Annotated in this window: 13 protein-coding genes and 1 pseudogene; 1 reads left to right on the forward strand and 13 read right to left on the reverse strand. The window is 47.3% G+C overall.

Annotation, left to right across the window (positions count from 1 at the left end):
* Nucleotides 1–10 precede the first annotated feature (10 nt).
* The 12 genes and pseudogenes from HPY27_RS22175 to HPY27_RS22225 form a co-directional block, all read right to left on the reverse strand.
* Complete coding sequence (locus HPY27_RS22175) at nt 11–1480, reverse strand: amino acid permease (RefSeq protein ID WP_174225971.1); 1470 nt, start codon at nt 1478–1480, stop codon at nt 11–13.
* A 24-nt stretch (nt 1481–1504) separates the two neighbouring features.
* Nucleotides 1505–2275 (reverse strand): DeoR/GlpR family DNA-binding transcription regulator, encoded by a 771-nt coding sequence (locus HPY27_RS22180; RefSeq protein ID WP_174225972.1) that lies wholly within the window; start codon nt 2273–2275, stop codon nt 1505–1507.
* Between the two features lie 19 nt (nt 2276–2294).
* On the reverse strand, nt 2295–2762 hold the full coding sequence (locus HPY27_RS22185) for an SRPBCC family protein (RefSeq protein WP_238144500.1): 468 nt from the start codon (nt 2760–2762) through the stop codon (nt 2295–2297).
* 24 nt (nt 2763–2786) lie between these two features.
* Nucleotides 2787–3626 carry an NAD(P)/FAD-dependent oxidoreductase gene (locus HPY27_RS22190; protein WP_174225973.1) on the reverse strand — a complete coding sequence of 280 codons (840 nt, stop codon included), beginning with the start codon at nt 3624–3626 and terminating at the stop codon, nt 2787–2789.
* Entirely contained in the window at nt 3623–5038 is a 1416-nt protein-coding gene (locus tag HPY27_RS22195) for an NAD(P)/FAD-dependent oxidoreductase (protein ID WP_017250592.1), read from the reverse strand. Before HPY27_RS22195 ends, HPY27_RS22190 begins: the two co-directional genes overlap by 4 nt.
* A gap of 161 nt (nt 5039–5199) precedes the next feature.
* Nucleotides 5200–7242: a methyl-accepting chemotaxis protein gene (locus HPY27_RS22200; protein WP_174225974.1), complete on the reverse strand. Its 2043-nt coding sequence runs from the start codon at nt 7240–7242 to the stop codon at nt 5200–5202.
* Between the two features lie 214 nt (nt 7243–7456).
* Nucleotides 7457–8044: a DedA family protein gene (locus HPY27_RS22205; protein ID WP_017250594.1), complete on the reverse strand. Its 588-nt coding sequence runs from the start codon at nt 8042–8044 to the stop codon at nt 7457–7459.
* A gap of 188 nt (nt 8045–8232) precedes the next feature.
* The gene (locus HPY27_RS22210; RefSeq protein WP_174225975.1) at nt 8233–8964 is read right to left on the reverse strand and encodes a hypothetical protein; all 732 of its coding nucleotides are present in this window, start codon (nt 8962–8964) and stop codon (nt 8233–8235) included.
* A gap of 15 nt (nt 8965–8979) precedes the next feature.
* Nucleotides 8980–9780: an EndoU domain-containing protein gene (locus HPY27_RS30670; RefSeq protein WP_371814356.1), complete on the reverse strand. Its 801-nt coding sequence runs from the start codon at nt 9778–9780 to the stop codon at nt 8980–8982.
* A gap of 102 nt (nt 9781–9882) precedes the next feature.
* Nucleotides 9883–10302 (reverse strand): annotated as a pseudogene (locus HPY27_RS30200) (DUF4280 domain-containing protein); the annotation flags it as partial.
* 246 nt (nt 10303–10548) lie between these two features.
* Complete coding sequence (locus HPY27_RS22220; RefSeq protein WP_017250598.1) at nt 10549–10755, reverse strand: YqgQ family protein; 207 nt, start codon at nt 10753–10755, stop codon at nt 10549–10551.
* Nucleotides 10752–11150 carry a hypothetical protein gene (locus tag HPY27_RS22225; protein ID WP_069847806.1) on the reverse strand — a complete coding sequence of 133 codons (399 nt, stop codon included), beginning with the start codon at nt 11148–11150 and terminating at the stop codon, nt 10752–10754. Before HPY27_RS22225 ends, HPY27_RS22220 begins: the two co-directional genes overlap by 4 nt.
* A 61-nt stretch (nt 11151–11211) precedes the next feature.
* Between HPY27_RS22225 and HPY27_RS22230 the strand changes: the two genes are divergently transcribed.
* Nucleotides 11212–12510: an MFS transporter gene (locus HPY27_RS22230; RefSeq protein ID WP_483296518.1), complete on the forward strand. Its 1299-nt coding sequence runs from the start codon at nt 11212–11214 to the stop codon at nt 12508–12510.
* A 64-nt stretch (nt 12511–12574) separates the two neighbouring features.
* Here the strand turns inward: HPY27_RS22230 and abc-f are convergent, their stop codons facing one another.
* Nucleotides 12575–14500, reverse strand: coding sequence for a ribosomal protection-like ABC-F family protein (gene abc-f / locus HPY27_RS22235; protein WP_174225977.1), 1926 nt, complete (start codon nt 14498–14500; stop codon nt 12575–12577).
* Nucleotides 14501–14811 lie beyond the last annotated feature (311 nt).

Consider the following 14811-nt stretch of genomic DNA (forward strand, 5'->3'; position numbering starts at 1 on the left):
TTTCATTATTCTAGGCTGAATGATCTTCTTTCTCTTCATCAAATCGGAATGTTCTGTCTTTAATACCAATACGGCCCTCCATAATCCCTTTGCGGAACAGCAGATGATACAAAATGACGCCAACAGCCAGCAAGGTAGCTGCGACGATCGCTACGCTATGGAAATTTTTCGGAATGGTCAAGATGCCAATTTCAAAGATCAACCAAGCGATAGCAAGGAAAGTGAGCGGTGTGCGCCACTTGCCCAGGTCAAAGTACTTCGATTTGGGCAGTTCCTTGCGTTTCCAGGCATAAGCAGCAATCGTTGTCAGATAGAGAAGGGCAGGTAGAACCGAGGTGGCCCCTACCAGAAGGGTTAGGGAATCTGCGAATAACACAGCGAGAATGCCTAGCACTAAAACGAGTAAAACTGCGTTTGTTGGTACGGAAGTCTGGGGTGATACCTTCTTGAAGATGGAGGAAGCGAAGAATACATTGTCGCGTGACAACGCATAGATGAGTCGGGAAGCGGAAGCCATGATGATCAAGCCGCACGCGAAGATGGAGATGAGGCAAAGCACCAAAAAGAAGCTGGATACAGCAGAGCCAAGACTTGTTTGCAAAATGTACGGAATCGGATTCGCTACACCGAGCACAGCCGGCAGATCCGTGATGGCAACTGAAATGACGATCAACAGCAAGAAACCGATCATACCACTTAGTAATACGGATAAAATCATGGCACGAGGAACCGTTTTCTTTGCATTGATCGTCTCCTCAGAGAGATTCGCAGCAGCCTCGAAACCTACCAATGTAAAGGAACCCATCAGCGCAGCCATGATAAAAGCGCCTAGGTATGAACTGTCCGATTGAGTCGCAGCGGTACCCATATCGGTCAGCATGCTCCAATTTGCCCCGTTGTACATCACCACTGCCCCCAGCACCACAACGATCCCGACCATACCGATCACTTCAGTGTATACGGCGATATCATTAATACGAGTAGCCAGCTTCACTCCATAAATGTTTAATAAAGCTTGTACGACCAGTGTACCAATTACGATCCAGATCAGCGTTTTGGAGCCTGTATCCCAGCCAAACATCTCGGCAATGATGGGCGCCAGCGCATAGTCAACAGTTGGAACCACGATAACGAGAAAGCAAAAGGCAATCCAGCCAGCAAACCAACCAAGCCCCGGGTTGGCAAGACGTGTCACCCATTGATAGGAATAACCGCTCAATGGAATGCGTCCAGCCAGCTCTGCAAAAATAATGGCAACTAACAAATGCCCAATGGTTACAATCGGCCAGGTCCAGATACCAGCCGGCCCTGCCGTACTAAGCACAAATCCATAATTACTAAAAATGCCTGTGGTAATGGAAATGAAAGAAAACGCGACGGCAAACGAACTGAACAGTTTTAATGTCCGTCTCAATTCTTGCTTATAATGATACGTTTGCATATCTTGCGAATCATTTGCTTGTACCGATTGTTTCACCATTGATTGCCTCCCTCACCATTTGCTTTACACGGATGTCTTAGCAACGATGACTTGCAATCCTTCCTGAGCGAGTCGCCCAGCAAGAGATTGGTGTAGTTCCTCATCTGTAATGACTACGTCGATGTCGGATAGCTCTGCCACCCTCATAAAAGCGGTTACATTTATTTTGGAATGATCAATCAGTGCATATGTTTCTTTGGCGTTTGTAAGCATCAGCTGCCTGATGTCTGACTCGCCCACATGGTAATCCGTAAAACCAGTTTCTGCTGCCAATCCCCCCACACCAATAAACGCTTTGTCTACAAACAAACCCTCGAGGCTTTTCCTGGCGATCGGACCGGACATGGCCAGATCCCCTGCGCGCAATTCACCCCCACTCATGATCACCTTCGCATCCGGGTGATGAGATAGTTCCAATGCCACCAGTAGCGCATTGGTTATCACCGTAATTCCTTTTTTATGGTAAAGGTGTTTGGCGAACAATTGTGTCGTCGTGCCCAAATCAATATAGATCGCGTCGCCGTCCTCCACCAAGGAGGCTGCGGCGACCGCAATCGCCTCCTTCTCCGCCAAGTTTAATCCACTACGCTTGGCATAAGGAGGTTCCACGTTGGTTTTATTCAGAATAGCGCCACCATGCACCTTTTTGAGTAGTCCCTGCTGCTCCATTTCATACAAATCACGCCTGATTGTTTCGCGCGTCACCATTAATCGGCTGCATAGCTCCGCAATACGAACGGATTGATTTTCTTGTAGCATTTGCAGGATCAGCTGCTGTCTTTCTTCTTGTAGCATGGATGATCACCATCTTCTCTTAATTGTAAATCTCCTGACTAGACTGGAACAGGGTCTGGACGTTCGTCGCAAATTCTTCTGCCTTTTTCTTCACAGTCCCTTTCATTAGTATATCTCCTAATGATGCCAGTCGTCCTGTCATTTGCAAATCCATCTCATATTGCACCCGTGTGGTTCCCGGCTGTTCCTCTTTTAGCTGAAGGTGCAATTGATTGCGGAACAATCCTGCCAACGCTACCGGTTGTCCAGTCATCTCCACTTGCAGGGCTTCTCCATCTACCGCTTCTTTTAATTCCCCCGTGACGCGGAATTGAATCGTCATAAACTGTATTTTCACTTCCATGTTCGCTTCATAACGGGTGGGGCTGCTCATTTTTACTTCTTTGCAGCCTGGTACGCAGCCTGACAGCTTTTCAACATCCATAAAGACGGACCATACATCCGCTTTGCTTGCCTGAATGGTAAACGAGTCGGATAGCTTCATCATGAACTCTCCCTTCTGATGATCGCTTTAAAAGAGGTGCTTGGCTGTTTCTTTCGCCAATTCCATCGAATTGGTGTGATCATCGTCGCCAAGGCAGGTACAGCTCCCTGCTGCATAAACATCTGGCAAATTCGTTTTCCCCGTGGCATCTACGATAATGGCATCGTGTTGATCACGCTCGATTGGCGCTCCTTTCAAGAAAAACGTGCAGGGCACCCGACCCTTTGCAAAAATGAGCGTATCGCACGCCACTTCGTCTATCTCATCCGTCATCCGATTTCGCAGCTGTACTCCTTCTACACGGGACAATCCCTTGATAGAGGTAAGCTCCCAATCTGATTCAGCATATTTGACTAGATTGCTCGTCTCTTTTTCCAGAAGGACCGCTGTACTGCGAGAGATTCTGCCATTCTCGATCAACACAATCTTGCGGCCCGGCTGATATCCTCGCTCGATCAACTGCATCGCCATCATCGGCGTCATGACTCCTGCTGGACGTGTCCCCGGAATTTTGTGCGCCTCACGCGGTTTTTCCAGCGAGCCTGAGGCGATCAGTACCTTTTTTGCCTCAAGAGAATAGGTGCCCATCGGCGATTGGACGTACAACTGGTGCAGTTGACCGCTTGCCCCTGGGAAAAAACCGACGACAGTTGATTGTTCGTGAATCTCGTAGGGAAGGGACGCGGCTTTTTCCAGCAGTTCCCGTTCTGGAGCAAACTCATCAGAGCTCCAATACGGTAAGGTGAAGCCACCTCTTCTCTTCTGGTAATCGATCATCAGAACAGAGCTGACTCCTCTTTCCCACGCTGAAAGGGCTGCTGTCAATCCCGAGATTCCTGCTCCAATGATCACCAATTCATACATCATGCCTGCTTCTCTCCTTGTGCTACAGCTAGATAGGAGTTTCTTACTCCTTTTAAAGGCTGCTTCCCGGTGTGTTCAGGATAGGTCTCGGCCATAACATCGATGATTTTGGGAATACAGCAGTTTCCTTGGCATTCTCCTAAGGTGGCGCCCGTCCGCCGCTTCACTCCATCAATGGTCTGTGGGGTGAGTGGACGCTTTAAGGAATTGACGATCTCACTCCGGGTAATGGAGCGGCACAGACAAATGATTTCTCCTGTTTCCTGCTCTTCTGAAAATAGATCCGGCAGGGCATGCTGTGCCTGTTCGTTTGTTTGCAGCTCAAGCCCGGCTTTCTGGAGAGTTGCCGCTACCAGCTCTGCTATGCCAGGCGAAGCAGAGAGTCCAGTGGAACGAATCCCGGCGGCATGAATCATGCGTGGCTGTACAGCGGATGGACGGATGACAAAATCTCCTTCGCTGCAAACTGCCCTGACTCCGGCAAACTGACGAATCGTAGTAAACTGCCGAGAGTCGGGAACCAGCTTCTCACAGCCTGCCAGTACCGATTCCATGCCGGCCTGAGAGGTGGATCGATCCCATTTGTCCTCTTGATCCTCCGCCGTTGGCCCAAGTAGAAAACCGCCGAACACGACTGGTGAAACCAACACGCCCTTGGAGGTTTTCGTAGGAACAGGCAGGATGATCGAGGAGATGGATATCGCCTCTTCGGTCAGGATAAACTGGCCTTTACGTGGTGAAATCGAGAAGCTCTCATCTCCCACCATCCGGGCAATTTCATCGGACCATAATCCGGCAGCATTCACCACATATCGGGTCGTGACCGTTTCACCATTTTCCAGCGTAAGGCGCAAGTCCTCTCCATCCGGTACTGTCTCGATGTCGGAGACGCCTTGCCCAAGAACAACCTCCGCACCGTTTAGCACTGCTATCTCTCCGAAGGCTCTGGTGGCCCAGAATGGATCGCAGATTGCTTCACCTGGCACTGCCAATCCGCCTGTTACCTTGGCTGTCACAGCGGGATTCATCTCGAGAATCTCCTCAGCAGACATCCAGTGAACATCTACGTCATTCGCCTTTGCATTGGGAACATAGGTGGTTTCGATTATCTGCTTTTCTTCTTCGTTTGTCGCCACCATTACGGCACCACAAGGAATGAAGGGGATTCTCAGATTCTCAACCAATATCGGCCATAAGCTGCGGGAGCGGCGAAGGCACTCTGCCTCAACCGTGCCTGGCTTTGCATCAAACCCGGTATGAACAATCCCACTGTTCGCCTTGCTTGTCCCTTCACAAACGTCAGGCTGCTTCTCGATTAAAAGCAGTTTCAGTTGATAAAACGAAAGGGCGCGTAATATGGCTGTACCGACTACTCCACCACCAATCACCACAACGTCGTACTTATGGTTTTGCATTCTGTTCCACCAACCTCGGATTTTTGTTTGCAAAACATTGCTTTTGTTTGCTTTATTTCGTATTCATTATATTCTGACTTGTATTTTTCTGTCAACAAACGAACTGCTCCCATCGTATGATAGCAGCAGCTCATCATTTTGCATTTTTTTGCAAACAGCGGTTAGATTGTGAAACCGTTGATCATTTGTTGTAATTCCTTTGCCATCTGGTTTAATTGCTCTGCGGATGTAGAGAGCTGGTTCATCGAGATGCGCTGTTCTTCCGTTGAAGCAGCCACATTCGATGCACTTGCGGCAGATTCCTTTGCAATGGAAGACAACTGCAAAATGGATGCGGTCACCTGTTCCGTAGCTGCTGACATTTGCTCTGCAACCGAGGAAATTTCCTGAATCTGATCCGCTACATCCTGGGTAGAATCCATGATTCGGCGGAATGCTTCCCCTGTTTCATGGGCGATCTGGATTCCCGTTTCAACCTCGCGTGTTCCTTCATCCATAGCTTGTACCGCTGACGTCGTTTCCCGCTGGATTTCGGTAATCAGGTTGGCAATTTGGTTGGCCGAGTCGTTGGACTGCTCTGCCAGCTTGCGCACTTCATCCGCTACCACAGCGAAACCTCTGCCCTGTTCACCTGCACGAGCAGCTTCTATCGCCGCATTGAGTGCCAACAGGTTCGTCTGGGATGCGATGCTTGCGATTACTTCCACGATCTGTGAGATTTCTGCTGAGCGGCTATCCAGCGAACGAACGACATCGGCAGAATGGCTTACGGATCGATTAATCGAATCCATCTGTCCTGACACCTTTTCTACGGATTGGTTGCCTGCCACCGCTTCGTTTGCCATATGTTTTGATGATTCGGCCATCGTGGAGGAGGCTTCGGCAATCCGCTGAATACCGATCGCCATCTCTTCCATAGCCCGCGCACTTTCTTCGGCACTATGCTGTTGATTCTCCGTGCCGGTTGCTACTTCTTGGAACGACGAGGCCACCTGGCCAAAGGCAAGTCTTGCTTCATGAGCCTTCTTTGTGGAGGTTTCCGAGACTGTTCCTACTTGACCGGTATAGCCGCTAATATTTTTCATCATTCCGTGCAGATCTTCAATGAATGCATTCACTGCAGTCGCTACGTCGCCAATCTCATCCTTTCGCCGGATTGGGATCGTCTGGGTCAAATCCTTTTTTTCCACCAAATTAACGATGCCTGCTTTCAGTTGCAGCAGTGGACGTGCTACCTGTCGATTAATGAACCAGTACAAGAACACGAGGAAAATGCTGATGGAGACACCAAAAATAATCAGACTGATGTAAAGATATTGGGTAATCGGCCCATTAATCTCTGCTGCGGGCATGACAGTAGCTAGCGTCATGCCCGTTTCCCCGATTGGAGCGAAGGTGACGTATTGCTTTTGCCCACCTATGGTAGCCTGGATCATCCCCGTTGCGGTTGCTTCGGTAATGTTTTGGGCAATGTCCTTAAGCCCCGTCTCAGACTCGTCCGTCATTTTCACTTGCAAGTTCTTTTGTGCATCGCGATGGGAAACGTAAATGCCCGATTTGGAAACGATAAAACCGTAACCTGTTTCGCCAACCTTCAGATTTTCGATGCTTTTGTTAAGCTCCGTAAGTCCGATATCCAATGTCGTCGTACCGCTGATCTTGCCTCCCACTTTAATGGGCGCAATGGCTGTAACCATAGGAACTTTGGAAATCGGGTCGGCATACGGCTCAGTCCACACATATGGTTTGTCAACCATCCCCGCTTTGTACCAATCCTGCGCAAGATAATCATAGCTACCGTCGCTGTAAGCCGGATCGAGCTCTACTTTGTCGTTATTGCGGATAGCGTACCTGCCGTACAGCTTTTGCGAGCTGTCGAAGCTGTATGGCTCCATCCAAAATCCACCGCCCACAATCAACGGCTCAGACGCTACGACATCGACCAGCGTCCCTTCGAGATGCTTGATGGTTTCCTTCGAGCCATGAGAGACAGAATAAGTGAGTGTTTCCGAGAGCTTGCCTGTCTTGTCCAGCATACCATTCAGATAAGCCGCCTCTTTGGCTACCTGCATTTGTAGCTTTGCTTCTACTTCATTCGAGATAATTTGCTCAAACTGGAGAAAACCAAACACTAGCTGAAGAATAAAAATACCGATGGTGATGGCAGCCAAAATGGTTACCAGCACATTTTTTATGCTCCTCATGCAAAAGCCTCCAATCACACAAATTGAAAAAATGGAAATTCATGACACGACGACATTTGGTAATCTACCCCACTATTACCATATGTAAACTTCTTTTTCACAAACTTTTAAAAACGTCAGAACATTAAAGAAAATAAATCTACCTAACAAAAAGGCGCCTGCCATCCGAAAAGTTCGTGGATAGTAGACGCCGTACTCTAGGAATTCGTATCGATTACGAAACAGGTGGTTGCTTATTCGTTCGAGGTTCTTTCATTCCACCAAGACGCTGCAACTGGCGAATCATGAGGAACGAAAACCCTGCGAAACAAACGATCGTCAACGTAATTTTGCTATATTGATAAACTCCCGCAACCATTATTTCCAGTTGATCGGAGAACCAATAGCCTGCGACAAAGTAATGCAAGATCCAAACGATACTGCTCGGCAAAAAGAATAGAAGGAACTGCCGAAACGGCATTCGGCTGCCACCGGCGAGAATAGGCACGATATGACGAATAATCGGAAGAAAGATACCAAAAACAAGTAGCCAGCCCATTGACCCGCGCAATGCCGACAGGAAATCAGCACGCAAGCCCAGATTCCGGACCATCCAGCTAAATGCCTTCGCTCCCAGTAAGTACCCCGCGTAAGAAACAAGGAAAAAAACGGGGTATATGACCGCAAATGCTGTAAAAAAGTCCGCTCCTGTATTGGCAATCTGCGCCCCCACGGTCATGACCGTAATCTCATCAGGAATGAATTTTCCCAGCATGCCTGTAACCATCTCCCAGAATAGCTCGTAATACCCTGTAAACTCCACCTGTGCCGCCTCCTTTCTCTCTGCACTCTATCCTAACGGGTAAACCTTTCAAAAGAAGACAGAATTCCTTAAGAAATGAATAAGGATTTCTGAAGAATTTCTTACGAAGTGCGCAAAAAAGCTCATTCCTCCAAAGTGGAATGAGCTTTTTAAGTTTATCAAGTCACTTCAATGAGGAATCAGGATGATTAACCCTCATTCCACATATAATCCATTAATTCAAGCGTCAGAGAAGAAGTAATGAACCCTTCCTCCGCTAATTTATGCGCTAAAAAACTAGTTGCTTCATTTGACCTTTTCATTGACTCTTCTTTAAACTTTATATAAAAGCCACTTCTATCATACTCATAATCTGCTATATTTAGTTCTTTTAGTAATTCTGCCAAATGAAATCCAGAGACTCCGAATAAAAATAACTCCTCTTTGTAGTTAATAAATTCTATGTTGGTAGGAATCGATTGGCTGTAAATTTTATTAATGGTGTCTTTCGAATCAATGACGTTCTTTTTATCCTTCAGTTTACAATACGATTCAAAATCATTAATGATCATAGAATCAAGTAAAATTTTCTGGCCGCTAGATAATATCTGTTTTTGGACTTCAGGATTCGCTTCCAGATTCTCTTTAATAATTTGTGTGATCTGACTAAGTTTTAAAATAATGCTATCCATGACAACATAGTCAATATTCATGCCTTTACACATATTCTCGAATACAGGTGAAATATAGATTCCTTCTGTGTACTGCTCTATATTCAGCAATATCTTAATCGATAAGCCATTTGTATTCGCAATAAATTTCAATTGTTTTAGATTCCTAGAAGAATTCAAGTTTTTTTCTTCTATGCATATGATTTGCTCATTTTCACTACAACTTATCTTTTCTTTTAAAATTATTTTCGAAAAATCAAGAGTGCTCATTATATATCCTCCTATTTAAGGCAATAAGGATTCATGCAATGGGTACGCAGTAATTATATCTTTTATATTCGTTCCATCACCAGCCAAATACATTTCAATGGTCATTCCGTTTTCTGCTTGTCCTCTATATCTATTAGTCGGTCTACCTAGGGAATCTAATTGCCTACTCTTATTCATATGAGCCTCCATAATCTTGTCTACTACTTCATCTGGCGTATATTTATTACTGAAAAAAGATGAATACTCCGTTTTTTCTACTCCATTAATTTTTACTCTTGCTATTGATGTTCCATATTTATCTGCCTCTCGAACAATTTCAATAATCTCGTTTCCTGGTGGGAGAACTTCGTCGGCATAGTGCCATCCCGATGCTTTAGTGTTTTTGACTTCTCCCTTAAATATATGTTCAGCAGTATTATCTAAAAATTCATACGGCTCCCTAACTTTTGGCATTTGCCATCCATTACCATTTCCAGTTCCCTTCTTCTTTTTCTTAGACGCATCGAGTAAATTCCCGATGTTTTTGCTTCTCCCAAAAGTAAGTGCTTGCAAAGCAAGCCCACCAACCGCAAGTCCGTCCGCGATATTGATTTTATCATCCCGCAACGTATTCAAGTCCTCCTGCATCGGCTCAATATAGCCTTCCCTCACAAACACGTTAACACCCTTAGGTAAATCCTCTGCCGCCTTTTGCAAACCTTTCGGCAAATCATTTGCGGCTTTCTCCAAAGCTCCTGGCAGCTCACTTGCCGCTTTTTGCATTGCAGCAGGAACATCTCCCAGCTTTGATATTCCTTTGACGAAGTTGTCCCACATGGTTGGCTTTTCCTGTGGCTTTTCGCAAGCAGGTCCTTGTCCAAAACCGACATCTGAAGGTCCACTGTTTGCTGACGACTGATTCCCTATCGTTACACCACCCAAATCCTGCCCATCATCTTCAATCTTGATCAGTCCGCAATGGAAACACATATTCGTGGATTTGTTCAGCAATGCGGGGTGTCCACCGACCACTTTATCCGGCTTGCCATCTATCCATGGCATGGTCATCACAGGTGTGCACGGCATCGGTGTTAGTACACCGTTATTTGTTGCGGTAGCAGAAGCAACAGCGGGATTCTTCAAGTTGCTGCACTTTCCAAATGGCATGATATTAACGTTGGGAACGAAGTCCAAGATGTTCATTTGCGGCTTCCCTTTTACAAAAACACCATGACTGAACGGCATTTTCAGCCGACTTAACTGACTTCCGCTGCTGCATGATAAAATGGCACCAACAACCACATAGCTCCTGCGTTCCGCATTCGATTTTTGGACGGAGATACCTTCAATATTGGACATACAGTCTCCTCCTCTCTGTAAGATTCCTATACAGATGGAAGATGCTCGTGCTAATAGATGAAGACCAATATCCACTCTATATATAAAAAGGAAATAATGCCCATATGGTAGATATCGGACACTGGTCTAATCAAAAAAAATAGGTATAAAGTTGCAAAATTACATTTCACGATAGGGTATCGAACACAAAAAAACGTGTTCACCATCTCCCGCATACACACGGCTTGGCAAACACGTTCTTACTCTTTATTCTATTCCCTCAACCTTTCGCTTGCTGCGCAACGCTGACATGGCTTCTATGAACTCTTCCTTGTCAATGACATTCAGCTCATATAGCTCCCGAATTTCATCTTCTATCAACAGCAAATCCCCTTCAGGATCGCCAGTATAAATAACCAATCCGAAACGGTGCAGAAACGCCTTCAAATCGAATTCATTCGGGTTTATTTTCAATGAGCTCCCTCCAGATCGATTTCCATCCTGGCGAGGACGGCATCGTAATCAAACTCGACAGCAAAGCCGGTAATGACGATGATCTTCGCGTGTGGATACGCTTCTTGCCACGCCTCCTCCTCTTCCGGTTTCAATCCGACGATATACAAAGGGTCCACGGACAACTGTGGGTGTTCTTGACACAAGCGTAAAAACTCCTTGCATCTCTCCTGTTCGACAGCCGCATTCAGGACGAGGACAGCTCGCTCAACTTCTCCGGACTCTCTTTGTTTAGCCAGCAACTCAAACGTTTTGACCGAAGGCACAAGGGCGTTGATCTCAGGAAAACGATCGAGCACTTCATCCAGCCAATCATCTTCATGCCAGGCTAGGTAGTAAAGCATCGCAGTAGACATGTAACAAACACCTCATGGATATATACTTGACAATATAAGTAGCCATTCTTATTTCTTTTCTATTATAGCACGTCTCGCCAGAACTGCCCACGTTGCTGGCTTGACTTCACCTTTTCCTTCACGTAAGGTGGAAAAAGCAAACAATCCGCTTGAAAAGATTTTTGTACGAAAAGAGGTAGACGTAGTGAATAAGAAGCACCTTGCCCTCTTGTTCTTTATTGCTTTTTTCATCATGCTCGGTTTTGGCATCATTATCCCCATTCTTCCCTTTTTCGCGGAAAAATTGGGTGCGACATCGTTTCAAATCGGCGTGCTTTTTGCCAGCTACAATATTATGCAGCTGGTGTTTGCACCGATTTGGGGAGCACTTTCAGACAGAATCGGGCGAAAGCCACTCATATCATTCGGGCTGTTCGGCTTTTCCATCACCTTTATCCTGTTTGGACTAGCTGACAGTTATACGGAAATGCTCCTGTATCGCATTTTGGGTGGAATCGTCTCGGCTGCCGCATTGCCAACCGTAACCGCTATGGTGGCGGATCTCTTCCCTTCAGAAGAACGTGCAAAAGGGATGGGAATCATTGGCGCCGGGATTGGACTAAGCTTTGTCTTCGGTCCGGTAATTGGTGGACTGCTCAGTGAATTCGGCTTTGCCGTTCCCTTCTACGCTTCGGGTATCGTGGCGTTGCTTACGTTTTTCCTGATCCTGTTTGCCTTGCCGGAGAGCTTGCCGAAAGAAAAGCGGGCGAATCTACAAAAAGAACAGCGGCAAAATCCGCTTGTCTCTTTGTTTGGTTCCATGTCCTTGCTGTACGGTATTTTGTTCACCGTCTCCTTTGCTTTTTCCGGACTGGAAACGACTTTTGCCCTGTACATAAGTGATTTGTACGGTTTTACCTCCAAAGACCTCGGCTATATGTTTCTCGTCATGGGCTTGATCGCTGCCGCGGTACAAGGCGGGCTCATCGGAAGAATGGTCAAGCAGCTAGGGGAAGCAAGCGTCCTCGTCATTGGGATGATTCTTTACGGCATTGGATTTTTTGCCATTCCGTTGTCGGGTAATTTTTGGGTGCTGGCGCTGATCCTCTCGTTATTCGGAGCGGGACAAGGAATGATCAGAGCGACAGCCACAGCAATGATCACCCAACGGACGACGCAAGGACAAGGCGTAACGAGTGGGGCAATCAGCTCGATGGACAGCCTTGGACGAATCTTGGGTCCATTAGCTGGTGGAGCGGTTTACCAGGTCTCCCACAGCGGTCCGTTCTTCCTCGGAGGAGTCTTGATGGTATTGCTCCTTCTCTGGTTCGTCAGCGGCTATCGTCGCCTGCCAGAGCCAAGCACTCAAGCACAATCGTAAGCGATACAAAATGAAGCACCGCCAGCATTCAACACTTTGCTGGCGGTGCTATTTTTATTGCAGCCTACTGTTCCTGTAGCTCCATCCAAACCGAAAAGGTTCCGTCTATCTCCTGCTGCACCTGATTGACCGATTGTTGCCAAGCCACTAACTGCTCATAATCTGCCCCTTCACTTTGGAGCAAGGCTGTCAATTCACCTTTTCTTTCTTCTAACAAAGCTATTTTTTGTTCAAGCTCTGCCAGCTTGTATGGATTCGGACGTTTGGCTGTCGCATTCGTCACGGCCGTCTCTTGAACTTGCTTGACTGCTGGCTGCTTTCGCTCTAGTTCCTCCAGCTTACTGGCACGAGCTGCGATCCGCTGCTTTTGCTTTTCCCTTGCTTCCTCATAGGTACCCACATCGTGAACCAGCCGCTTATTTTCCACCCAAAACACACCATCTGCCATCTTTTGCAGGAAATAGCGATCATGCGAGATGATAAACAACGATCCGTGAAAATCCGCCAACGCTTCCTCCAATGTTTCTCGCGCTTCAATATCCAGATGGTTGGTCGGTTCGTCTAGAATGAGCAGGTTGATTTCCTGATGCATCATTTGGGCCAAGCGCAGTCGCATCCGCTCTCCGCCGCTCAACTGCCCGATCCGCTTGAAAACTTGTTCGCCGTAAAACATAAACCGCGCCAGTAAATGTCGTGCTTCCGGCTCTGTCACTCTGGCTACCTCACGGAAAACGTCAATCAGCCGCTGATTTTGATCCCCTTCCAAAGCTTGCTGTGACAAGTAGCCCACCTTAACGCTGCTGCCAATTTTGAGCGTACCTACGTCTGGCTCAACCTCTCCTAGTAGCATGCGAATCAACGTAGATTTCCCGCAGCCATTTGGTCCAAGCAGCGCTTTTCGCTCCCCGTAGCGCAACAAAAAGCTAGCGTCCGCAAACAATTGTTTTCCGCCAAATGTTTTCTGTACCCCCGTCGCTTTCAGCACATCCTGCCCGCTTCGGTCGGTCTTCATAAACTGCAAGCCCATGCGATCCGCTTCCATTTTCGGTCGCTCGATACGCTCAATCCGCGCCAGCGCCTTTTCCATGCTTTTTGCCCTTCGGTGAAAAGCCTCGTTCGGCGGATTGGAACGATTGCCCCACTCCTTGAGCCGTTTGATCGTTTCTTTCATTTTCTTGATTTGCTTCTGCTGTTCCTGATAAGCGGCAAACTGGCGCAGCAAGCGTTCTTCACGCTCCGTAGCGAACGCGCTGTAATTGCCGATATAGAATTCGGCTTCTCCTCCGTCCACATGATAGACAGACGTGACGACCGCATCCAAAAAATAACGGTCATGGGAGATGATCAGGATTGTACCCTGATAATTTTTTAAAAACTCCTCTAGCCACTCCATCGACTCCACATCCAAATGGTTGGTCGGCTCATCCAAGAGCAAAACATCGCTTTTCTGGCAGAGTAGCTTTGCAAGGCCAGCCTTTGTCTTTTCCCCACCGCTGAGTTGGGCAAAAGGTGTCGCTAACAGTTCTGCACTAACGCCCAAGCCCTGTGTCACCTGGGTCATTTTCGTCTCCCACTGATAGCCATCCCGTTGTTCAAATTCATCTTGCAGCTTTTGATAGCGTAGCATGAGGCGGTTTAGCTCTTGTTCATTTTCATAAAGCAACCCCATCTGCTGCTCGAGCTCGCGCATCTGCTCCTGTAGCTTGATGACATCGGCAAACGCGCTGGCTACAACATCCGTCCCCGTCCACTCAGCCGGATACTGCGGCGTTTGCGGTAGGTACGCCCAAATCGTTCCTTTTGCCCGAAAAAGCTCACCCGAATCGGGGCCCTCGATACCTGCCAGCAGCTTGAACAACGTGGTTTTGCCTGCTCCATTCGGTCCGACGATCCCAACGCGTTCTCCTGCCTTGATTTCCAACGTGATATCTTGTAAAACCGGATCTGCTCCGTACGATTTCTGCAATTGCTGCGTCGCGACAATAATCATGATTGTTTCCTCCTTCAAATGTTGGTAACGGTTCAAAATAATGGATTTCCTGGTGGCCCCGGCACAATTTTTGAGACCACCCCGCACGTGCGAGTGGACGCAAAAAAGCCGCAGGCCATTACCTGCGGCATCGTGAAAGGGACCGACCTTACGTCAGTTACCCATTATAGACAAGAACAAACCGTCCCTGATCGATGCATGGTACGCCTATGGAAACTCCGTTCAGTTGTATGCGCAAAAAAGGACAGACTGGTCCCGTTGAATACAAAATCATGCGTCATACTGGAAGTTTCTACCACAAACCATGCTTG

This window comes from Brevibacillus sp. HB1.1 (assembly GCF_013332445.1).
In the GTDB taxonomy this organism is placed as follows: domain Bacteria; phylum Bacillota; class Bacilli; order Brevibacillales; family Brevibacillaceae; genus Brevibacillus; species Brevibacillus porteri.